Genomic DNA, 20,694 nt, shown 5'->3' with positions numbered 1-20,694 from the left:
TACCTTATGCGTATTGCGGGTTAGTTTTTTCAGTGTCGATGTTGAACTTAGCAATCGCTTCAGCCACTACAGACTTGTCAACATCACCACGTTTAGCCAATTCAGTTAGCGCAGCAACGACAACATAGCCAGCGTTCACTTCGAAGTGACGACGCAAGTTCTCACGGCTATCTGAACGACCGAAACCGTCAGTACCAAGTACTTTGTAAGACTCAGTTGGCATGTAAGCACGTACTTGCTCAGCGTAGTTCTTCATGTAGTCAGTGACCGCGATTGCAGGCTCACTGCCAAGAACCGTCGTGATGTACGGTACTTTCTCTTCAGCTTCTGGGTGCAGCATGTTGTCACGCTCAACCGCTTGGCCGTCACGAGTCAGTTCGTTGAACGAGGTTACCGAGAACACGTCAGATGCAACGCCGTACTCTTCGCTTAGAATTACCGCCGCTTTACGCGCTTCGTTCATGATAGTACCAGAGCTCATTAGTTGAACTTTGCCCTTGCTACCTGCGTGAGATTCAAGCTTGTAGATACCTTTACGGATGCCTTCTTCAGCGCCTTCCGGCATTGCTGGCATTGCGTAGTTCTCGTTCATTACTGTTAGGTAGTAGTAAACGTTCTCTTGCTCAGGACCGTACATGCGACGAATACCGTCTTGCATGATTACCGCTAGTTCGTAAGCGAATGTTGGGTCGTAAGAGATACAGTTCGGGATAGTGTTCGCTTGAATGTGCGAGTGACCATCTTCGTGCTGTAGACCTTCACCGTTTAGTGTAGTACGACCAGCCGTTGCACCAAGTAGGAAACCACGAGCTTGTTGGTCGCCTGCTAGCCATGCCATGTCACCAATACGTTGGAAACCGAACATTGAGTAGTAGATGTAGAACGGGATCATTGGTAGATCGTTAGTGCTGTATGACGTTGCCGCCGCAACCCATGAAGCCATTGAACCTAGTTCATTGATACCTTCTTGAAGAACTTGACCAGACGTTGCTTCTTTGTAGTAAGAAACGATGCCTTTATCTTCAGGTGTGTATTCTTGACCTTGTGGGTTGTAGATACCAACCTGACGGAATAGACCTTCCATACCGAAGGTACGTGCTTCATCACAGATAATAGGAACAATGTTCTTACCAATGTTCTTATCTTTAAGCAGGATGTTCAACGTACGAACGTAAGCCATCGTAGTTGAGATTTCACGCTTCTGAGCACCCAATAGAGGAGCAAACTCTTCTAGTTCAGGTACTTTGAATTCTTGAGTGAACTTAGGCAGACGAGTTGGAGTGTAACCTTGCAGCGCCTTACGACGAGCATGAAGGTATTCGTACTCAGCAGTGCCTTCTTCCAGTTTCAAGTAAGGAAGTTCAGCCACTTTCTCATCAGAAAGAAGATCTTGTAGGCCTAGACGATCACGCAGGTATTGAACATGCGTCATGTCCATTTTCTTAACACCGTGTGCGATGTTCTTACCTTCTGCGGCGTCACCCATGCCGTAACCTTTAACGGTCTTAGCTAGGATTACTGTCGGCTTACCATTAGTCTCTTTGGCATTGTTGAATGCAGCAAAAAGCTTAGATGAGTCATGACCACCACGCTTAAGAGCGAAGATTTCATCATCCGTCATATCGGCAACGAGTGCCGCTGTTTCTGGGTACTTACCAAAGAAGTGCTCACGTACGTATGCGCCATCTTTAGATTTGAATGTTTGGTAGTCACCATCAACGGTTTCGTTCATCAACTGAAGCAGCTTACCAGTGGTATCTTTCGCCAGTAGTGCATCCCAGTTGCTACCCCAGATAACTTTAACAACGTTCCAACCTGCGCCTTTGAATAGACCTTCAAGTTCTTGAATGATGCTACCGTTACCCATTACAGGGCCATCGAGACGCTGTAGGTTACAGTTGATTAGGAAACATAGGTTATCTAGCTTCTCACGTGAAGCGAAAGAGATAGCACCACGTGATTCTGGCTCATCCATCTCGCCGTCACCTAGGAACGCATATACGCGCTGAGCGGAAGTATCTTTAAGACCACGACCTTCTAGGTACTTAAGGAAACGCGCTTGGTAGATCGCAGAAATTGGACCAAGACCCATTGATACCGTTGGGAACTGCCAGAACTCAGGCATCAGTTTAGGGTGCGGGTATGATGGGATACCTTTACCGTCGACTTCTTGACGGAAGTTATCTAGCTGCTCTTCCGTTAGACGACCTTCAACGAATGCACGAGAGTAGATGCCTGGAGAGATGTGACCTTGGTAATAAACGAGATCGCCACCGTCCGTCTCATTTGGAGCACGGAAGAAGTGGTTGAAACAGACTTCGTAGAATGCAGCCGCTGACTGATAAGAAGCCATGTGACCGCCTAGGTCTAGATCTTTCTTAGAAGCACGCAATACAATCATGATTGCGTTCCAGCGAATGATCGAGCGGATACGGCGCTCAAGCGTTGTGTCACCTGGGTAAGCTGGCTCTTGTGTTGCTGGAATGGTGTTAATGTAGTTTGTGTTGATGCCGGTTGGCATATCAACGCCGTCTAGACGTGCTTTTTCTAGTACGGTTTCTAGTAGAAACTGTGCACGTTCTACACCTTCTTCACGAACAACTGATTCAAGGGCTTCTAGCCAGTCTTGAGTTTCCAGTGCGTCTACGTCATGCTTCATGTCAGACATGGCGATCTATCCTTCTGTTGGTTGGATCTACTTATTTAAGTAACCGTTTCTTGTGTTAAGAATCGTTACCTTGCTGAATTCGACGTAAAGAACGTTTTCTTCGCGACTCTTCACGCGTCAAATCCAACAATGTCTCTTCAATATAAGCTAAATGTGAATGTGACATTTCACGCGCCTTTTCAGGCTGTCCAGAAACAATCGCATCGACAATGTTAGCTCGGTGTGTACTTACTTTATCGACCACTTCATCGCGGCGATGTAAGAGCTTTAAATTCTGTAAGATATTTTGCTCAAGCAGAGGACCAAGACTGCGAACAATGTGAAGTAACACAACATTGTGCGCCGCTTCGGTTAAAGCAATCAGAAACTGCATCACTGCAGCGGCCTCCGCTTCAACATTCTTGTTAGTTTGCTCTTCGCTGATGTTAGTCAGGCAAGCCTGAATACGTGCAAAATCTTCCTCGGTACCACGAACTGCTGCAAAATACGCTGCAATACCTTCCATCGCATGACGCGCTTCAAGTAAATCCAGCTGAGTTTCAGAGTGACTAGACAATAAATTTAGCAGAGGATCGGAAAAACCTGTCCAAATACTCTCACTAACAAATGTGCCACCACCCTGACGTCGAGTAAGAAGACGTTTCGCTTCTAGGCGTTGTATCGCTTCACGGATTGAAGGACGCGAGACATCAAATTGCTTCGCTAACTCTCTCTCAGGAGGCAACTGCTGCCCTGGAGATAGTGTTCCTTCCACAATCAGCCTTTCTAACTCTTGCTCAATAACGTCTGAGAGTTTTGGCTGACGAATCCTTTGATAAGCCATAATTGTTTTTCTTCTACTCTGTACGCAGTCAATTGGTAATACCAATTCTAAGTTGGCGAGAAAATTAACATAATTAAAACGCAAGTTCCAGTCAAAAATTGACCCAAATCATAGAACGCGCCTAACACCAACACTTTGATAACAATAGATGATTAAAACAGCAATCTAATTGGTCTGACCAATTACAAATTGTATACAGATGGGAATAAAACGTGCTAGCGATCACGGTTTAATTGATCAGTTTTAAAGAAATATGAAAGGTTATTAGGGGATGCGATGAAAAAAGCGAGAGATTAAGAACATCAGGGCGTCATTCTGAACTGTGAGGTACGAGCGTGATTCAGAATCTAATCAAAGTGATCGTTGACAATAGATTCCAGATAACTCATCCCTCGTTTCTGGAATGACAATGTATCTAACAAACCATGTAAAGCAGCGTCATCCTTAAGAACGAGGGAAGCACGAGTTGAGGAGCTCTTGAAGCAAGCAGAAAACCTTTAGAGATTCCTACTCGCTCCCTCGACGTTCTATGCAATGACACAAGTTAAGGCACTACCTCGCCTCAATATGATCAATCATCAACTGCAACGACTGATTGCCACGAAACTCATTAATATCAAGTTTGTAGGCTAAGCGAACGGTTTTGACAGAAGCATCAGGCCAACGGCGCAGATCAACATTAAACGCGATCCCATCGATCATAATGTTGGTCGGATGGCCTTTATGCAGCGGCTCTAGCATCAATTTGAGGTGCTTCTCGCCGACCAATTTTTGGTGTAAAACTTTAAATTCGCCGTCAAACAGAGGCTCCGGAAACGCTTGTCCCCATGGCCCACCTGATCGCAGTAACTCTGCGGTGTGCATCGAAAATTCTTCAGGCTTTAGCTCACCATCAGAAAGTAATACCCCTTTTAGCACCGCTTCATCTAAATCCTGTTTGACAGCTTGATCAAACAGCGTTGCAAAGCGAGTAAAGTCTTGTTCTAAGATGGTCAAACCTGCCGCCATTGCATGACCGCCAAATTTAACAATCAAACCTGGGTTTTGCGTATCAATACGATCAAGCACATCACGCATATGAACGCCCGCAATCGATCGACACGATCCTTTGATGCTCCCTTCCCCACCATCGGCAAAAGCAATTACAGGACGGTGAAATTTGTCTTTGATCCGCGAAGCTAAAATACCGATCACACCTTGGTGCCAGTCACGCTGGAATAACACCAAACCATGGGGCATGTCTTGTTCACCAAACTGCAGGCGCTCACAAAAAGCCATCGCTTCTTGTTTCATGCCCTCTTCAATCTCTTTACGCGTTTGGTTAAGACCATCGAGCTCACTCGCCATACGCCGTGCTGCATAAATATTGGTGCTCATCAGCAGTTCAACGCCAAAAGACATATCATCCAAGCGACCTGCTGCATTAATACGTGGACCGAGCGCAAAACCAAAATCAGACGCCACCAAGCGACGTGCATCACGCTTAGCAACTTCAATCAATGCTTGAATACCTGGTCGCGCCTTGCCAGCGCGAATACGTTGCAAACCTTGATGGACCAAAATGCGATTATTCTCATCCAGCGGCACAACGTCAGCCACTGTGCCGAGGGCAACCAAGTCAATCAACTCCATCAACTTGGGCTCTGCCATGCCTTTATCTACAAACCAGTTGTGCTTACGCATGTGAACACACAACGCCATCATCAGATAGAAAGCCACGCCAACGCCAGCCAAGGCTTTAGAGGGAAAAGCGCACTCTTGTAAATTAGGATTGACCATGGCATCGACTTCGGGCAGTTCATGGCCGGGAAGATGGTGATCGGTGACCAAAACCTGTAACCCCTGCTGCTTGGCGTAACGAACCCCTTCAATGGAAGAGACACCGTTATCAACCGTCATGATCATTTGTGCACCAAGCGCGATAGCTTGATCGACCACATCAGGGCTCAAGCCGTAGCCATCTTCAAAACGATTCGGCACTAAGTAATCGACATTGTTCGATCCCAGCATGCGTAGCGCCAGCACCGACAGCGCCGAACTAGTAGCGCCATCGGCATCAAAATCACCGACCACAATAATGCGTTTGTCGGTTTGAATCGCCTCAAACAGCAGCGTAACGGCGGCTTCAATTCCATGCAATTTTTGGTAAGAGTGCAGCGCTCGCGCAGCGGTATCTAGTTGCTCCACATGGTGAATACCACGCGCAATATAAATGCGTTTGAGCAGTGGTGCGATGGTGTCGGGAAGAAGGGTTAAATCAACTTCAGGTCTACGTTGAATTTCTATCATAAAGGGCATCAGAGCCTCAAATGAGGCTCTTCATCAAGTTAATTAAAGTTGCTCAAGACGCTGAGCAAGCTGTTCTGGCGGTAGGTAACCACCAATCATCTCACCATTTGGCAAGAAAATCGCAGGAGTACCGCTGATACCAAGCTCACGGCCTAGCGAGTAGTGTTGTTTGATGATCTGTTGGAACTTAGCGAAATCGTCACCCGTTTTAGGGAATTGACGATTCACTTTACCGTCATGCATTGCCGCTTGCGGATCTTTCGCGCCCCATACTGCCGCCATTTGATCAGCGACCATGCCTGTTGCACCTTGACGAGGGAAAGCCATGTAACGCACCGTAATACCGAGATCATTGTAGCCTTGCATCTGACTGTGAAGTTTCACGCAGTAGCCACACGTAACATCGGTAAAGACTGTCACGACGTATTTCTCATCATCGGCTTTAAATTCAATCATGCTGTCTTTAAACGCAGCGATTTTCGCCGCGTTAATCGGTGCTTGGCGCTTAGCCAGTACATCTTGATATTGGCCGCTTTCATCCAACTGGTATAAGGTTCCCGCTAAGAAATAATCCCCGGTTGGTGACGCAAACAATACCCCACCACTGGTGTTCACTTCGATTAGGCCATCAATATCTGCGGCAGTAATATCTTTCACTTCTAAACCCAGCTTGGCAAAACGCGCCTCTAGCTGTGCTTTGTCAAACTTAACCTCATTGGCCGATACGGTTTGCGCCGCTAACAGCAAAGGTAAAGTCAGTAGGGTCATTCGGCGTAATACGCTCATTCAAGTCACCTTAAATTCGATTGGTTGAGCCAAAAGCGATTACGCTCTTGGGTGGTGTTCACTGTGTAGCTGCTTCAGACGCTCTGTTGCTACATGAGTATAAATTTGTGTGGTCGACAAGTCACTATGCCCCAGTAACATCTGCACCACACGAAGATCCGCACCATAGTTAAGCAAGTGGGTCGCGAAGGCATGGCGCAGGACATGGGGAGACAGTAATTCCGTCTCAATCCCTGCCAATACGGCATAGCGCTTTATACGGTGCCAGAATGTCTGGCGAGTCATTTGCCGCGCACGTTTACTGGGAAAAACTACATCAGAAGTATTATCCCCAAGTAACTCAGACCTACCTTGTTGGAGAAAAGTTTCAATCCAATCGACCGCATTTTCGCCCATCGGCACCAAACGCTCTTTACCGCCTTTACCCGTTACGCGCACAACCCCTTGACGCAGACTAATATTTTCCATCGTTAAACTGACCAATTCAGTCACGCGTAGACCCGTCGCATAAAGCAGTTCTAACATCGCTTTATCCCGTAACTCTATCGCATCATTCGGATCCGGAGCATCAAGCAGTGCTTCCACTTGCTCTTCACTAAGATCTTTCGGTAAACGTTTGGGCAATTTAGGGCTAACCAACAGCGCACTCGGATCATCCGCGCGGACTTTTTCTCGGTGCAAATATTGGAACAGTCGCCGGATGGCCGACAACATCCGCGCACGTGATGTCTGCTTGTATTGTTGGTCTACCAGCCAGGATTGATACTCTTGCAGGCCAGATAAGCTGATAAAGTCGAGTCGATAATTGTTGGCCGCCATCCACTGTAATAGTTTAAACAGATCATTGCGGTAAGATGAAAGCGTATTTTCAGATAATCCTCGCTCCATCCACATCGCATCTAAAAACAGCTCAACAACCCCTTGATCGGGTGACATTTGTTCTGACACAGCTAACCTCTTATTTTTGTTCTGCGCTCAAATGTAAGGGGCACAAGCGAATAATGCTATAAAAAATCGTCTTTGAGTCGGATATTGACTGCAAAGCTGGTCATTTTGTGGTTAGAATTCACCATCCATTTTGCAATAGATAAAAGCATATTATGAAGATCGGTCTGTTTTACGGCTCAACCACTTGTTATACCGAAATGGCAGCAGAAAAAATCCGCGCTATTCTTGGTGAAGACCTTGTTGATATTCACAACGTTAAAGAGTCGCCACTCGCTTTGATGGCAGATTACGATTTTCTTATCTTGGGTATTTCGACTTGGGACTTTGGTGAAATCCAAGAAGATTGGAATGAAATATGGGATCAAATCGATGGCGTAGCGCTAAATGGCAAAACCGTCGCACTATTTGGCTTAGGCGATCAAGAAGGTTATGGCGAATGGTATCTGGATGCGATGGGGTTGCTCCACGACGAACTGAAGAAGACCGGAGCTAACATCATCGGTTACTGGCCCAATGATGAAAACTATCAGTTTGAAGCCTCCAAAGCTCTCACGCAGGATGGCAGCCAGTTTGTTGGCTTAGCTCTCGATGAAGACTCCCAATATGAACTGAGTGATGAGCGCATCGCCAACTGGGTTGAACAGATCTTACTTGAGTACCAAGAGACACTTTAGCCCGCAGCGAGCAGCGCACGCCTATATTTGGCCCAATCAAACACCAACCCCGGATCCGTTTTACGCAGCGGCGCAATATATTGGTGGCCTGTAATGCGCGGGATGGTGATCTTCGGATAGCGACTTTGTATCGACTGAGTCAACGCGGTTAGCGCAGCGTATTGTGCATCGCTGTAAACCACATAGTCGCTTCCTTCAAGTTCAATGCCAATCGAGTAATCATTGCACTTATCACGTCCAGCAAAGCTTGAGCTCCCCGCATGCCAAGCTCGCTCAGCAAAAGAGACAAACTGCACCACCTCTCCATCACGCCGAATCAAGCAGTGCGCCGATACGCCCATTTTATGAATGACAGCAAAGAATGGGTGCGTGTCAGGGTTAAGCTGACCGGTAAAAAACTGTTCGATATAAGGGCCGCCAAATTGACCGGGCGGCAAGCTAATATTGTGCACCACCAGCAAAGAGACATCTTGCCCTGGCGGCCTTTGATCAAAAAAGGGCGAAGGAACGTGGCGCGCAGCGCAATACCAACCGTTGTCATCTATCATTTTAAGGCTCACTGTTTTCGTCTTGTTATGATTTTATCCCTTTGACCATGAAATGCGAGATTAATGGCTGAATTTCGCACTCAGTCAGCGTATCATGCCCACCTCTTGTTCAACTGCGTATTAGATTTGCGATGAAAAACACACATAATAGCCAACAACGTCTCGAATATTTGAAACAGCAACTGCCTCTTGAGATCAGCCGCGCCGTGGCTGACACCATCAGAGAAGATCTGGGTGGCACGCTCGACCCAGCGGCTGATATCACAGCAAGTCTAATCCCTGCCAATGCGCACAATGAAGCCACCATCATCACCCGAGAGCACGGCGTGTTCTGCGGCAAAGCCTGGGCCGATGAAGTGTTTAAGCAGCTTGGTGGCGAAGTCAACATCGATTGGCATGTCAACGATGGAGACCACGTTGAACCAAACCAAGTGTTGTGTACCCTTTCGGGTCCTGCACGCGCTTTATTGACCGGTGAACGTAACGCGATGAACTTCATCCAAACGCTGTCAGGTTGTGCCACTGTTGTTGCCGAGTACGCCGCTAAAATTCAAGGCACTGGTTGTCGCCTACTCGATACGCGTAAAACCATTCCTGGGCTGCGCAGCGCACTCAAATACGCCGTGGCTTGTGGTGGTGGTTTTAATCACCGCATTGGTGTCTTCGATGCGTATCTGATCAAAGAGAACCATATCATCGCCAACGGCGGCATTACTCAGACCATTAAAACAGCGAAAGAGCTCAACCCTGGTAAACCGGTCGAAGTAGAAACCGAAAGCTTGCAAGAGCTACAAGAGGCCATTGACGCCGGCGCTGACATCATCATGTTAGATAACTTCACCACCGAGATGATGCGTGAAGCCGTCAAGATCAACGCTGGCCGCGCGGCGTTAGAAAACTCAGGTAATGTCACGCTCGAAACGATTCGAGAGTTCGCAGAAACTGGCGTAGATTATATTTCCGTCGGCGCACTAACCAAACACCTTAAAGCAATGGATCTTTCAATGCGCTTTAAGTAGCCATCACTGAGCGATTTAACTAACGGAGGCTGTGCGCCTCCGTTATTGTTTCTAGGGTGAGAAACTCAGATCCAGTTCATACTTTATTGAATCATCACAGTGACGCACAGTTAACCCCACCTAATCAGATCTCACTTTCACACAATTCGTCTCCACGCTAACACTCGCGACCACTAGTCTCTCTAGTCCCATTCAAACCGTTCGAAGAGACTATGCACCCACAACGCCAGCGCCATGCCCTCGGTTTCACACTGATTGAACTCATGATTGTCGTTGCGGTAATCAGTCTGCTGTCCGCCTTAGCGATTCCTCACTACCAAAGTTACGTAAAGAAGGCGGCATTAAGTACCGCCCTTGCCTCCGCGAGTGCGTACAAAGTGATTGTTGAAGATGCCATTGCTTTAGAAGGGCGCTTTCCTGCTATCTCACAAACCTTTGCGATTGGGACCATTCGCGCTGAATCCGCGCCATTAGCCACTGACAACGCCACCAATGATTTAGTGGTCGCGATAACCCAAGGATCAGGCTCGGGTCAAAGCATAACCTTAAAACGTGATGCCAATGGAGCCTGGCGTTGCAGTGCATCCAGCAGTGTCTCTCTCGCCGGGTGCTCTTGATGCAAAGCGAATTACTCAGCCTACTCGTTCAACTGCAACTCGTAAGCAAACAGCAGCAGCAACGCGCCCAAGCAAGCATCGACGAACTTGGCCAGCATCCGCTCACAGCCCTTATCGAAGATGGGGTTATCAGTGACACCGAGTTAGCTAAACAGCTGGCCGAACACCTTGCGCTGCCCTTGATTCAACTCACCGAATTTGATTATCAAGCGCTCAGCCTTCCGTTCGACCTGCGGCCATTAATCGATCGCTTCCAAGCCGTTCCTGTTCGCCTTGAGCAGCAAACATTACAACTGGCCGTCGCTGACCCTTGCCAACACGAGATAGAAAATGAGTTTCATTTTGCTACTGGGTTCGCGATTGAATTGGTGATAACCGAATACAGTGCACTGATTAACGCCATAGAGCGGCTATCACAGCATGATTCAACGCGCTCACCTCTGACTGACAGCCCTGCTATCAATGACCATCAACTTACCCAATTAGTCACCTTGAGCGCCGATGAACAGCGTGAGCAAGATGACCTTATTCATGATAAAGCGCCCGTCAGTCGTTACATACAACAGATCTTGTTAGATGCCGTCTCTCGCCACGCCTCTGACATTCACTTTGAACCATACGAACAGTCGTATCGAGTCCGTTTACGTTGTGATGGTCTATTAATTTCCGCTCAGCAACCTTCACATCAACTCAGTCGCCGTTTAGCCGCTAGGCTGAAAATATTGGCCAAACTTGATATTGCCGAGCGCCGCCTACCGCAAGATGGCCGAATCAAGCTGCGTTTAAATGACACCATGGCAGTGGATATGCGCGTATCCACCTTACCGACATTGTGGGGAGAAAAAATCGTCCTGCGTATTCTCGATAATCGCGCCATTGCCCTCGCTATCGATGCTTTAGGTTTTAACCCTGAGCAACAACACATCTACCTATCAGCTCTGAAAAAACCTCAAGGGATGATACTGCTCACCGGCCCCACCGGCAGTGGTAAAACCGTCTCGCTTTATGCGGCGCTCAATCACTTGAACTCACAGCATGTTAATATCTCAACGGCAGAGGATCCGGTCGAAATTAATCTTCCCGGCATCAACCAAGTACACATTCACCCTGAAATTGGCCTCGATTTTAGTCAAACATTACGCGCGTTTTTACGCCAAGACCCAGACATCATCATGCTCGGCGAAATCCGCGACCTTGAGACAGCAGAGATCGCGATTAAAGCCGCTCAAACCGGCCACTTGGTACTGTCTACCTTGCACACCAATTCGGTGGTACAGACCATTACTCGCTTAGCCAATATGGGGATCAACCACTTTAATATGGCCTCTTCGCTCTCTTTACTTATCGCACAGCGCCTAGTCAGGAAGCTGTGCCGGCACTGCAAACAAAGCATCGCAACTCCAACTCTTGTCGCTGAACAGTTTCATCTCGCACCGAACTCGAATATGTTCATCGCCACCCCAGCAGGTTGCCCGCACTGTCACAATGGCTATCTCGGCCGAATAGGCATCTACGAGCTGTTACCAATCAATGCCGAGCTTATTGAAGCGATTTCAAATCAGGCCACAGCCGAGCAATTGGAAGCGATTGCGATAGAAAATGGTATGCAGAGTTTAATCCAATCTGGGATCGAAAAAGTGCGCGCAGGGGTTACCAGTATTGATGAGTTACAACGCGTACTCTACTTTTAGCGCTTAATGATGATGTTACCCTCGCGCACGCCATTAAGTCATTATCACTGGAAAGGCATCAACACCGCTGGCAAACGTTGCTGCGGAAAAATGCTCGCCAGTCACGAGAGTGACATTCGCCACCACTTAAAAAACAACTCGATCACCTTGCTGAGCCTCAAACGACGCAACAGCTCATTACTATCTCGCTGGCAACATAAAGCTCGCCCACAAGACATCACTGTCATGACACGCCAATTAGCCACCATGTTAGCCAGTGGCGTGACGCTAGTGCATGCGCTCAAACTGATTAGCCATAACCAGCGTAAAGCCGAAATGAGACTGCTGATAACACGCATGAGCGCTATTGTCGAATCTGGCACACCGATTTCACAGGCGATGGGGCAAACAAGCGTACTGTTTGATGACTTCTATCGCGACCTGGTCAAAGTCGGCGAACAGAGCGGTCGACTCAGCGACGTCATTGAGCGCCTGGCGACTTATCGTGAAAAAAGTCAGCGCTTAAAAGCAAAACTTAAAACCGCCTTGATCTATCCCACTTTGGTTCTTGCCACCGCCATCATAGTCAGTTATTTGATGCTGGCCTTCGTGGTCCCACAATTTGAAGCTATGTTTGCAGGTCTTGGCGCTCAACTACCATGGTTCACCCAACAGGTACTAAAGGTGTCAAGATTCATCCAAAATTACACTGGCTATCTGCTGCTATCGATTGGCGCTGTTATCTGGGGCTGTCGTAAGCTAGTTTCGGTCTCGCCAATAATGAAGCTGCGCCTCAGCTCTTGGGTGTTAAAGCTACCGGTGGTTGGCAGTGCGATTGAGAAGGCGGCCTTGAGCAAATTTTGCCGCTCTCTATCGACCAGCGTCAGTGCAGGCGTAGCGATACATCACGGTTTAGCGAGCGCGATAAAAACCACACCTAATCACTATTACCAAGAGGCAATACAGCACGTTTTTGAACAAACTTTAGCGGGTATGCCGATCTACATTGCTTTGCGTGAAAGAGGCGCTTTTCCAGCGTTAATGGTCCAAATGATCATGGTGGGTGAAGAGTCTGGCCAACTTGATGATATGCTGAGAAAAGTGGCGGATATTTACCAATTGGAAATCGACAATCAAATCGAAAACCTCGAGAAATCGCTCGAACCCTTAATGGTCTTACTACTCGGCACGATAGTCGGTAGTTTAGTGGTTGCGCTTTACTTACCTATCTTTAACTTAATGAATGTCTTAGGATAGTATATTGAGCTTACACTTTTCCTGCGTACCTAAATAAATGGAACTATTTAACGATTACCCTTGGCTGTTTGCTGCCCTCGCAAGTGTGTTCGGTCTGATCATTGGCAGCTTTTTGAATGTTGTTATTCACCGCTTACCTTTGATCATGGAAAGAGAGTGGCGGCAAGAGTGCGCAGAAAGCTTTGCCGAATACCATATAGAGCCACCACAAGGAGAGTTTAACCTTAGTGTGCCGCGCTCACGTTGCCCCAAATGTCAGCAGCCTGTGGCAATAAAAGATAATATTCCACTATTTAGTTGGTTACGCCTGAAAGGGCGATGTCGTCACTGCTCTGAATCGATTAGTATTCGCTACCCTCTGGTTGAACTGCTAAGTGCGGCGCTCTGTTTGGCCATTGCCTACCAACAAGGGTTCAGCTATTTTTCCGTCGCTTTATTGTTTTTCACTTTTACTCTGATCGCCGCGACCTTTATCGACCTCGATACCATGCTGCTCCCCGATCAGCTCACTTTGCCCTTAACGTGGGCGGGTATTGCCTTAGCGCTGCTTAATATCAGCCCACTCTCTTTGCAAGACTCAGTCATTGGGGCGATGGCGGGTTATTTATCGCTCTGGTCGGTTTATTGGTTATTTAAACTACTCACCGGAAAAGAGGGCATGGGTTATGGCGACTTTAAACTGCTCGCGGCGCTTGGGGCCTGGCTTGGCTGGCAGCATCTCCCACTGATCATTTTACTCTCCTCTTTAGTCGGATTAATCTTTGGCCTAATTCAGTTACGCCTCAAGCAGCAAGGCATAGATAAAGCTTTTCCCTTCGGTCCCTACCTAGCGATTGCCGGCTGGATAAGCATGATGTGGGGCGAGTCGATTATGGCTTGGTATTTCAACCAATTCTTGGGGGTGTAACATGGCGGTTGTGATTGGCTTAACAGGCGGCATTGCGAGCGGAAAGACCACAGTGGCAAACCTATTTCACCAACAGTTTGGCGTTGAGATTGTTGATGCTGATGTGATCGCCCGAGAGGTTGTCGAGCCTGGCAGTGAGGGATTAGCAGCGATTGTCGAACACTTTGGAGCGTCGATCTTAACGGCTCAAGGAACACTTGATCGCACACAGTTGCGTGAGCTTATCTTTACTCAACCAGCTGAGAAACATTGGTTGAACCAGTTATTGCACCCGATGATTCGTCGCCAGATGTTGCAGCAATTAAAGCAAGTCCAAACCCCCTACGCGTTATTAGTTATTCCGCTGATGGTCGAAAATAATTTACAAGCACTTGCCGACAAGGTTTTAGTGGTGGATGTCGAGCCAGAAATACAAATTGAACGCACAATGGCGCGCGACAAGGTCAGTCGTGAACAAGCCAAATCGATCCTTGCGTCACAGGCATCGCGAGAGCAAAGATTGGCAATTGCCGACTATGTGATTAAAAATAGTACAGCAAACCAAAAACTTTTGCCTCAAATCACAGAATTGCATCAAAAGTTCCTAGAAATGAGTAGGGAAAATCTGTGAGAATAAAGACTGAATCATTCAGAGCTGCATATTAATGACCACGCATCACTTCGAACATCCACTTAATGAGAAAACGCGTATTTACTTGAGAGTAGAAGCCCTGCTCAATCAACTAAATATTGCGGCTCAATTTGGTGATGATATGCAGCATTTAATTTTCTATCGCTCACTGTTTGATCTGCTCGAAATCTTCGAACAGATCCAGCTCAAAAGTGAATTGGCCAAAGATATCGAAAAACAGCGCCTCGCGTATCGCGCCTGGTCAAATGTTGACGGTGTCGATCAAGAGATGCTGAGCGCGATTTTGAATGAAGTTGATCAAGTACATAGTGACTTAATGGCAGCAGAGCGTTTTGGCCAAAGCTTTAAAGAAGATCGCTTCTTAGGTGCGATTCGTCAGCGTTTCAACTTACCCGGCGGCTCTTGCTGTTTTGACTTGCCAGCGTTACACCATTGGCTTCACCTGCCACTGGATAAGAAAAAAGCCGATGCTCAAAAGTGGCTTAGCTCATTAAGCCCGTTAGCCAATGCATTAACGTTATGGCTAAAGCTGACTCGCGAAACAGGCCACTTCCGTTCGATTCAAGCTCAGTCAGGATTTTTTCAAAGTGATGCTGAAGACGCGAACATTCTACGCTTAGAAATTCCAATGCAATATGGTGTGTACCCTATGATTTCAGGTCATAAAAACCGTTTTGCGATTAAATTTATTGAGTTTGGCTCAGGGCAAGCATCGGTTGCCAATATTGAGTTTCAGTTGGCCGTGTGTAGCTAGCCATACACTCAAGCACTTGCCGCGGTATCGAGTCAATCTATCCCTTTCCTTGTAAGAGAGTAACCATGTCAAAAATAACCATTGTAAAATGCCCACAATGTGGCACTGACGTCAAATGGGGCGAGCAAAGTCCTTATCGTCCTTTTTGCAGCAAACAGTGCCAAATGATCGATTTTGGCGAGTGGGCCGATGAGGAAAAAGCCATTGCTGGAGCACCAGACATGTCAGACTCGGATGGCTGGTCAGAAGACCAATACTAAAGAAGCAAAATGTCTTTAGCCGATTAAAAGAGCAAACCAAAAACCTCAAATAAAAAAGCGGAGGCCTAAGGCCTCCGCTAATACTATGAGAACGCTAGTTATAGCATTACTTCTTAGCAAGTTTCTCTTTAATACGAGCCGACTTACCAGAACGCTCACGTAGGTAGTACAACTTGGCACGACGTACTGCACCACGGCGTTTAACTTCGATGCTATCAACAATTGGAGAGTGTGTTTGGAACGTACGCTCAACACCTTCACCGTTAGAAATCTTACGTACAGTGAAAGCAGAGTGTAGGCCACGGTTACGGATTGCGATTACAACGCCTTCAAAAGCCTGTAGACGCTCACGTTCACCTTCTTTTACCTTAACTTGAACGACAACAGTGTCACCTGGTGCAAATTTAGGTAGGCCTGATTTCATTTGCTCTTCTTCAAGAGCCTTGATGATGTTACTCATTTTATAAATTCCTAGAATAAACTGATACTAAATTAAATAGGTTACTGCTTACTTTTCACCATTGCGATGTGCTTTGATAAATTCGGCCAGTAATTGTTCCTGTTCGTCAGTCAGAGCTAGGTTTTCCAGGAGCTCTGGTCTTCTCAGCCAAGTTCGGCCTAACGATTGTTTAAGTCGCCAGAGACGAATATCCTTGTGGTTACCAGACTTAAGTACCGCAGGTACTTCTCGACCGTCTAATACCTCAGGGCGCGTATAGTGAGGGCAATCTAACAAACCATTGGCAAAAGAGTCTTCTTCTGCTGACGCGAAATCTCCTAGCACTCCCGGAACAAACCGCGAAACAGAATCTATCAACGTCATGGCTGGTATTTCACCACCCGTCATCACAAAATCACCGATTGACCATTCTTCGTCAACTTCGGATTGAATGATACGCTCATCTACCCCTTCATAGCGGCCGCAAATAAGAAGCAAGTTCTCATTGGTTGCCAACTCTTCAACTCCTTGCTGGTCGAGTTTACGACCTTGAGGAGAAAGGTAGATGACTTTCGTCTTTCCCGGTGCTGCTTGCTTGGCAGTATGAATAGCGTCGCGCAAAGGCTGAACCATCATCAACATGCCAGGACCACCACCGTAAGGTCTATCATCAACAGTGCGATGCTTGTCGTGCGTGAAATCACGAGGATTCCAAGTCTTAATCGACAAAAGACCTTTTTTAACCGCTTGACCTGTTACTCCAAAATCAGTAACGCTGCGGAACATTTCTGGAAATAGGCTAATTATGCCAACCCACATTGTTCAATCGCTCCGTTACTTGGAGTTAAAATCCAGGATCCCAGTCAACTTCGATCCGTTGAGCTTCACGATCAATATTTTTGATCACTTGCTCTTCAAGGAACGGGATTAGTCGTTCCTTTTGCCCGAAAGCATCTTTAAGATTTGCTTTAATTACCAAAACATCGTTGGAACCTGTCTCAAGCATGTCAGAGACAATGCCGAGATCATAACCTTTATCAGTCACGACTTGCATTCCAATCAAATCACGCCAATAGAATTCATCTGATGGCAATTCTGGTAAAACCGCAGGGTCAATTGAGATTTCAAAATTTGTCAGGATTTGTGCATCTTCACGCACTTCCAGACCTTCAAGTTTTACCACCAAACCTTTGTTATGGCGCTTCCAACTTTCAGCTTTGTACTCAACCCACTTTCCACCTTGATTAATGTACCAAGGGGTGTAATCAAATATGCTTTCAGCATCGTCTGTATAGGACAAAACTTTAAGCCAACCACGAATGCCGTAAGAAGCACCGAACTTACCCACAACAATCTTGTCTTCGCTCATCGTTTCATTACCTTTCATCGACATAAGCTAATTTCTTCTTTATCAAGAATTAAGCCGCTTTTTGAGCGTCTTTAACTAGCTTAGCAACGCGGTCAGATACAGATGCGCCTTGACCAACCCAATGGTTAACGCGATCTAGGTCTAGACGTAGACCTTCTTCTTGACCTTGAGCCGTTGGGTTAAAGAAACCCACTTTCTCAATGAAACGGCCAGTTGCTGCGTTGCGGCTATCCGCAACTACGATTTGATAAAATGGACGCTTTTTAGCGCCGTGACGTGCCAAACGAATGGTTACCATGTCGTCCTCTTTGCTTTCTCAAAAATAAAATTAACCCCAAGAACCATTTATCGCTAAATAGTTTGGGGCTCGTGCCAAAATAAAGCTCCGGAATTTTACTCTTATTCCGGATCATTGCAAGGTCTTTAGCTACTTTTTCACCAACATAAAAATCGCTCTAAGTTTGTGACGTAGCTAACACCTTGAAATTTTTGTCGCAGTTTGGATTTAACGGCCAAATGGATTGAAGCCGCCGCCACCCATTCCGCCCATGCCACCCATCATGCCTTGCATGTTGCGCATCATACCTTTCATGCCACCCTTCTGCATTTTTTTCATCATTTTCTGCATCTGAGTGAACTGTTTGAGCAGGCGGTTTACATCTTGTACCTGAGTACCAGAACCTGCCGCAATACGCTTTTTACGTGACCCTTTGATAAGCTCTGGGCGTTGACGCTCTTTCATCGTCATTGAGTTAATGATCGCTTCCATTTGATGGAACATCTTGTCATCAACTTTATCTTTAACATTATCTGGTAAGTTGCTCATGCCGGGCAGCTTATCCATCATGCCCATCATGCCGCCCATGTTTTGCATTTGACCTAGCTGCTCACGAAAGTCTTCAAGATCAAAGCCTTTTTTCTCTTTGAACTTTTTCGCAAGTTTCTCAGCTTGCTCGGTATCGACATTACGCTGCAGATCTTCAATCAAAGACAGCACATCACCCATACCAAGGATACGCGAGGCAACACGATCAGGGTGGAATGGTTCTAACGCGTCAGTTTTTTCACCAACACCGAGGAATTTAATCGGCTTACCGGTAATATGACGTACAGACAGTGCCGCACCACCACGAGCATCACCATCTACCTTGGTCAGAATCACACCAGTTAGAGGCAGGGCATCACCAAACGCTTTGGCCGTGTTCGCTGCATCTTGACCTGTCATTGCATCAACAACGAATAAGGTTTCAACCGGGTTAATTGCCGAGTGAAGATCTTTGATCTCCCCCATCATCTGCTCATCAATCGCTAAACGACCAGCCGTATCGACAACCAACACGTCGTAGAATTTCTTCTTGGCATGATCAATCGCTGCATTAGCAATATCGAGCGGCTTTTGATCCGCTGAAGAAGGGAAGAAATCAACACCAACATCTGATGCCAATGTTTCTAGCTGTTTTATCGCCGCAGGACGGTAAACGTCAGCAGAAACAACTAAGACTTTCTTTTTGTCTCGCTCAGTCAGTAATTTAGACAGCTTACCTACCGAGGTTGTTTTACCCGCACCTTGTAAACCTGCCATTAAAATCACAGCCGGTGGCTGCGCAGCCAGATTCAACGCTTCATTGGATTCACCCATCACGGCTTCAAGTTCATTTTGAACAATCTTAATGAACTCTTGACCTGGAGTGAGCGATTTAGAGACCTCAACACCAACTGCAGACTCTTTTACGCGCTTAATAAAATCACGTACAACCGGTAGTGCCACGTCGGCTTCAAGAAGCGCCATACGCACTTCACGCAACGTCTCTTTGATATTATCTTCGGTCAAACGACCTTTTCCGCTGATGTTTTTCAGCGTTTTGGATAAACGATCCGTTAAATTCTCAAACATCTTACTCTCTTTACCTTGACGGTGTTTAGGGAGACTCGCCGTGTCATTTCGGCGACAAATTACTACAAGTATACCTTAGCCAACCCAAGCTTGACACTGCCTAGATAACTTTTGATATCTCATGTCACGCAAATGAAAGTGATAATTCATAGCTCAAGCCGTTGATGCAGGGTATAATTTGTTAAAAATCCACCAGCTTATAGAGACTAATGGATAACCTAATCGCCATCGTTGCTGCAATACTCTATCTATTAGCGATTGCTACCATAGTTCCGGGACTTGTTCACCAGACAGGCATCCGCGTTAAAACTGTGTTTGTCAGTGCTTTTCTTGCGCTGGCTTTTCATGCTTGGCTACTTAGTGATCTGATATTAGGCAGTTCCGGACAAAACCTCAGTATTCTCAACGTCGCCTCGTTGATAAGCTTTATTATCTCTTTGGTGATGAGCATCGCGATGCTCAAAACCCGTTTGTGGTTCTTACTGCCTGTGGTTTATAGCTTTGCCGCCATTAACCTCGTTGCAGCCGCGGTATTGCCGAGCACCTTTATTACCCATCTCGAGCAAGATCCGAAACTACTGATTCATATTTCGTTTGCCTTATTTTCGTACTCAACACTGACCATTGGTGCGTTGTACGCGCTTCAATTGGCTTGGCTTGACCACAAACTGAAAACCAAAAAAGCGCTAGCCATTAACCCCAATTTGCCGCCACTGTTGATGGTTGAACGTCAGCTATTTAATATCATTTTAATTGGCACCCTTCTTCTGACTGGTACCTTATTGACCGGCTTTTTCTTTGTGCAAGATATGTTCGCCCAAGGCAAAGCACATAAAGCGATTCTCTCTTTTATTGCTTGGATTGCCTACTCTGTACTGCTTTGGGGTCACTATCAAAAAGGCTGGCGCGGACGTAAAGTGACATGGTTTACGGTCGCAGGGGCAACCTTATTGACTCTGGCCTACTTTGGCAGTCGTTTTGTGCGTGAAATCATTTTGCGTTAGCAGGTAAAGATAAAATTTCCGACATAAGGTGCATCATGAGCACCTTTCTTTTACACTACGCAGTTCCCTATTTGAAATTGACTTCAATGACAATTTAGGTCATAAATTAATCAAACCTAACAAGGAAAAGATAAGCT

21 protein-coding genes are annotated in these 20,694 nt (G+C 46.6%); 10 read left to right on the top strand and 11 right to left on the bottom strand.

Annotated elements, in window-relative coordinates; translation table 11 throughout:
- Nucleotides 1-4: 4 nt before the first annotated feature.
- From aceE to xerD, 5 genes are all read right to left on the bottom strand, one after another.
- Complete coding sequence (gene aceE / locus BS19_RS05375) at nucleotides 5-2,668, bottom strand: pyruvate dehydrogenase (acetyl-transferring), homodimeric type (protein WP_038173842.1); 2,664 nt, start codon at nucleotides 2,666-2,668, stop codon at nucleotides 5-7.
- A 55-nt stretch (nucleotides 2,669-2,723) separates the two neighbouring features.
- The gene (pdhR, locus tag BS19_RS05370; protein ID WP_038173839.1) at nucleotides 2,724-3,491 is read right to left on the bottom strand and encodes a pyruvate dehydrogenase complex transcriptional repressor PdhR; all 768 of its coding nucleotides are present in this window, start codon (nucleotides 3,489-3,491) and stop codon (nucleotides 2,724-2,726) included.
- Between the two features lie 552 nt (nucleotides 3,492-4,043).
- Nucleotides 4,044-5,780, bottom strand: coding sequence for a single-stranded-DNA-specific exonuclease RecJ (gene recJ / locus BS19_RS05365; protein WP_038173982.1), 1,737 nt, complete (start codon nucleotides 5,778-5,780; stop codon nucleotides 4,044-4,046).
- Between the two features lie 42 nt (nucleotides 5,781-5,822).
- Nucleotides 5,823-6,566 (bottom strand): thioredoxin fold domain-containing protein, encoded by a 744-nt coding sequence (locus tag BS19_RS05360; RefSeq protein ID WP_038173838.1) that lies wholly within the window; start codon nucleotides 6,564-6,566, stop codon nucleotides 5,823-5,825.
- 39 nt (nucleotides 6,567-6,605) lie between these two features.
- Entirely contained in the window at nucleotides 6,606-7,502 is an 897-nt protein-coding gene (xerD, locus tag BS19_RS05355; protein WP_038173981.1) for a site-specific tyrosine recombinase XerD, read from the bottom strand.
- Between the two features lie 164 nt (nucleotides 7,503-7,666).
- Between xerD and fldB the strand changes: the two genes are divergently transcribed.
- Nucleotides 7,667-8,188: a flavodoxin FldB gene (gene fldB, locus BS19_RS05350; RefSeq protein WP_038173836.1), complete on the top strand. Its 522-nt coding sequence runs from the start codon at nucleotides 7,667-7,669 to the stop codon at nucleotides 8,186-8,188.
- Here fldB and ampD read toward each other — a convergent pair.
- Nucleotides 8,185-8,736 carry a 1,6-anhydro-N-acetylmuramyl-L-alanine amidase AmpD gene (gene ampD, locus BS19_RS05345; RefSeq protein WP_038173835.1) on the bottom strand — a complete coding sequence of 184 codons (552 nt, stop codon included), beginning with the start codon at nucleotides 8,734-8,736 and terminating at the stop codon, nucleotides 8,185-8,187. The two genes, fldB and ampD, sit on opposite strands and share 4 nt — an antisense overlap.
- Before the next feature lie 131 nt (nucleotides 8,737-8,867).
- Here ampD and nadC point away from each other — a divergent pair, with 131 nt between their 5' ends.
- The 8 genes from nadC (at nucleotide 8,868) to yacG (ending at nucleotide 15,851) form a co-directional block, all read left to right on the top strand.
- A complete protein-coding gene (gene nadC / locus BS19_RS05340; protein ID WP_038173834.1) occupies nucleotides 8,868-9,755 on the top strand; it encodes a carboxylating nicotinate-nucleotide diphosphorylase in 888 nt (295 codons plus the stop codon).
- A 212-nt stretch (nucleotides 9,756-9,967) separates the two neighbouring features.
- Entirely contained in the window at nucleotides 9,968-10,372 is a 405-nt protein-coding gene (locus tag BS19_RS05335; RefSeq protein WP_038173833.1) for a pilin, read from the top strand.
- Nucleotides 10,372-12,063: a type IV-A pilus assembly ATPase PilB gene (pilB, locus tag BS19_RS05330; RefSeq protein WP_038173832.1), complete on the top strand. Its 1,692-nt coding sequence runs from the start codon at nucleotides 10,372-10,374 to the stop codon at nucleotides 12,061-12,063. The genes BS19_RS05335 and pilB overlap by 1 nt, the downstream gene beginning before the upstream one ends.
- Before the next feature lie 6 nt (nucleotides 12,064-12,069).
- Complete coding sequence (locus tag BS19_RS05325; protein WP_038173831.1) at nucleotides 12,070-13,299, top strand: type II secretion system F family protein; 1,230 nt, start codon at nucleotides 12,070-12,072, stop codon at nucleotides 13,297-13,299.
- A gap of 37 nt (nucleotides 13,300-13,336) precedes the next feature.
- On the top strand, nucleotides 13,337-14,206 hold the full coding sequence (locus BS19_RS05320; protein ID WP_038173830.1) for a prepilin peptidase: 870 nt from the start codon (nucleotides 13,337-13,339) through the stop codon (nucleotides 14,204-14,206).
- Between the two features lies 1 nt (nucleotide 14,207).
- On the top strand, nucleotides 14,208-14,816 hold the full coding sequence (gene coaE, locus BS19_RS05315) for a dephospho-CoA kinase (RefSeq protein ID WP_038173829.1): 609 nt from the start codon (nucleotides 14,208-14,210) through the stop codon (nucleotides 14,814-14,816).
- A gap of 34 nt (nucleotides 14,817-14,850) precedes the next feature.
- The gene (zapD, locus tag BS19_RS05310; RefSeq protein WP_038173827.1) at nucleotides 14,851-15,591 is read left to right on the top strand and encodes a cell division protein ZapD; all 741 of its coding nucleotides are present in this window, start codon (nucleotides 14,851-14,853) and stop codon (nucleotides 15,589-15,591) included.
- 65 nt (nucleotides 15,592-15,656) lie between these two features.
- The gene (gene yacG, locus BS19_RS05305; protein WP_038173826.1) at nucleotides 15,657-15,851 is read left to right on the top strand and encodes a DNA gyrase inhibitor YacG; all 195 of its coding nucleotides are present in this window, start codon (nucleotides 15,657-15,659) and stop codon (nucleotides 15,849-15,851) included.
- Between the two features lie 106 nt (nucleotides 15,852-15,957).
- Here the strand turns inward: yacG and rplS are convergent, their stop codons facing one another.
- From rplS to ffh, 5 genes are all read right to left on the bottom strand, one after another.
- Nucleotides 15,958-16,311: a 50S ribosomal protein L19 gene (gene rplS / locus BS19_RS05300; protein ID WP_038173824.1), complete on the bottom strand. Its 354-nt coding sequence runs from the start codon at nucleotides 16,309-16,311 to the stop codon at nucleotides 15,958-15,960.
- A gap of 48 nt (nucleotides 16,312-16,359) precedes the next feature.
- The gene (gene trmD / locus BS19_RS05295; RefSeq protein ID WP_038173823.1) at nucleotides 16,360-17,109 is read right to left on the bottom strand and encodes a tRNA (guanosine(37)-N1)-methyltransferase TrmD; all 750 of its coding nucleotides are present in this window, start codon (nucleotides 17,107-17,109) and stop codon (nucleotides 16,360-16,362) included.
- 25 nt (nucleotides 17,110-17,134) lie between these two features.
- Nucleotides 17,135-17,683: a ribosome maturation factor RimM gene (rimM, locus tag BS19_RS05290; RefSeq protein ID WP_038173822.1), complete on the bottom strand. Its 549-nt coding sequence runs from the start codon at nucleotides 17,681-17,683 to the stop codon at nucleotides 17,135-17,137.
- Nucleotides 17,684-17,708: 25 nt separating this feature from the next.
- On the bottom strand, nucleotides 17,709-17,957 hold the full coding sequence (gene rpsP / locus BS19_RS05285; protein WP_004742593.1) for a 30S ribosomal protein S16: 249 nt from the start codon (nucleotides 17,955-17,957) through the stop codon (nucleotides 17,709-17,711).
- Between the two features lie 207 nt (nucleotides 17,958-18,164).
- Nucleotides 18,165-19,553, bottom strand: a complete 1,389-nt coding sequence (gene ffh, locus BS19_RS05280) for a signal recognition particle protein (protein WP_038173821.1) — start codon at nucleotides 19,551-19,553, stop codon at nucleotides 18,165-18,167.
- Between the two features lie 209 nt (nucleotides 19,554-19,762).
- Between ffh and BS19_RS05275 the strand changes: the two genes are divergently transcribed.
- On the top strand, nucleotides 19,763-20,557 hold the full coding sequence (locus tag BS19_RS05275) for a cytochrome C assembly family protein (protein ID WP_038173820.1): 795 nt from the start codon (nucleotides 19,763-19,765) through the stop codon (nucleotides 20,555-20,557).
- Nucleotides 20,558-20,694: the final 137 nt, after the last annotated feature.

Origin of the sequence: Vibrio pacinii DSM 19139, from assembly GCF_000711795.1 — a bacterium.
GTDB lineage: Bacteria > Pseudomonadota > Gammaproteobacteria > Enterobacterales > Vibrionaceae > Vibrio > Vibrio pacinii.
The sequence above is the reverse complement of the archived record's forward strand: the minus strand, read 5'-3'. Positions and strand labels throughout refer to the sequence as shown.

Coding starts and splice junctions, on each gene's coding strand:
- aceE (WP_038173842.1), bottom strand. CDS start 2,668: ATGTCTGACATGAAGCATGACGTAGACGCACTGGAAACTCAAGACTGG.
- pdhR (WP_038173839.1), bottom strand. CDS start 3,491: ATGGCTTATCAAAGGATTCGTCAGCCAAAACTCTCAGACGTTATTGAG.
- recJ (WP_038173982.1), bottom strand. CDS start 5,780: ATGATAGAAATTCAACGTAGACCTGAAGTTGATTTAACCCTTCTTCCC.
- BS19_RS05360 (WP_038173838.1), bottom strand. CDS start 6,566: ATGAGCGTATTACGCCGAATGACCCTACTGACTTTACCTTTGCTGTTA.
- xerD (WP_038173981.1), bottom strand. CDS start 7,502: ATGTCACCCGATCAAGGGGTTGTTGAGCTGTTTTTAGATGCGATGTGG.
- fldB (WP_038173836.1), top strand. CDS start 7,667: ATGAAGATCGGTCTGTTTTACGGCTCAACCACTTGTTATACCGAAATG.
- ampD (WP_038173835.1), bottom strand. CDS start 8,736: ATGATAGATGACAACGGTTGGTATTGCGCTGCGCGCCACGTTCCTTCG.
- nadC (WP_038173834.1), top strand. CDS start 8,868: ATGAAAAACACACATAATAGCCAACAACGTCTCGAATATTTGAAACAG.
- BS19_RS05335 (WP_038173833.1), top strand. CDS start 9,968: ATGCACCCACAACGCCAGCGCCATGCCCTCGGTTTCACACTGATTGAA.
- pilB (WP_038173832.1), top strand. CDS start 10,372: ATGCAAAGCGAATTACTCAGCCTACTCGTTCAACTGCAACTCGTAAGC.
- BS19_RS05325 (WP_038173831.1), top strand. CDS start 12,070: ATGATGATGTTACCCTCGCGCACGCCATTAAGTCATTATCACTGGAAA.
- BS19_RS05320 (WP_038173830.1), top strand. CDS start 13,337: ATGGAACTATTTAACGATTACCCTTGGCTGTTTGCTGCCCTCGCAAGT.
- coaE (WP_038173829.1), top strand. CDS start 14,208: ATGGCGGTTGTGATTGGCTTAACAGGCGGCATTGCGAGCGGAAAGACC.
- zapD (WP_038173827.1), top strand. CDS start 14,851: ATGACCACGCATCACTTCGAACATCCACTTAATGAGAAAACGCGTATT.
- yacG (WP_038173826.1), top strand. CDS start 15,657: ATGTCAAAAATAACCATTGTAAAATGCCCACAATGTGGCACTGACGTC.
- rplS (WP_038173824.1), bottom strand. CDS start 16,311: ATGAGTAACATCATCAAGGCTCTTGAAGAAGAGCAAATGAAATCAGGC.
- trmD (WP_038173823.1), bottom strand. CDS start 17,109: ATGTGGGTTGGCATAATTAGCCTATTTCCAGAAATGTTCCGCAGCGTT.
- rimM (WP_038173822.1), bottom strand. CDS start 17,683: ATGTCGATGAAAGGTAATGAAACGATGAGCGAAGACAAGATTGTTGTG.
- rpsP (WP_004742593.1), bottom strand. CDS start 17,957: ATGGTAACCATTCGTTTGGCACGTCACGGCGCTAAAAAGCGTCCATTT.
- ffh (WP_038173821.1), bottom strand. CDS start 19,553: ATGTTTGAGAATTTAACGGATCGTTTATCCAAAACGCTGAAAAACATC.
- BS19_RS05275 (WP_038173820.1), top strand. CDS start 19,763: ATGGATAACCTAATCGCCATCGTTGCTGCAATACTCTATCTATTAGCG.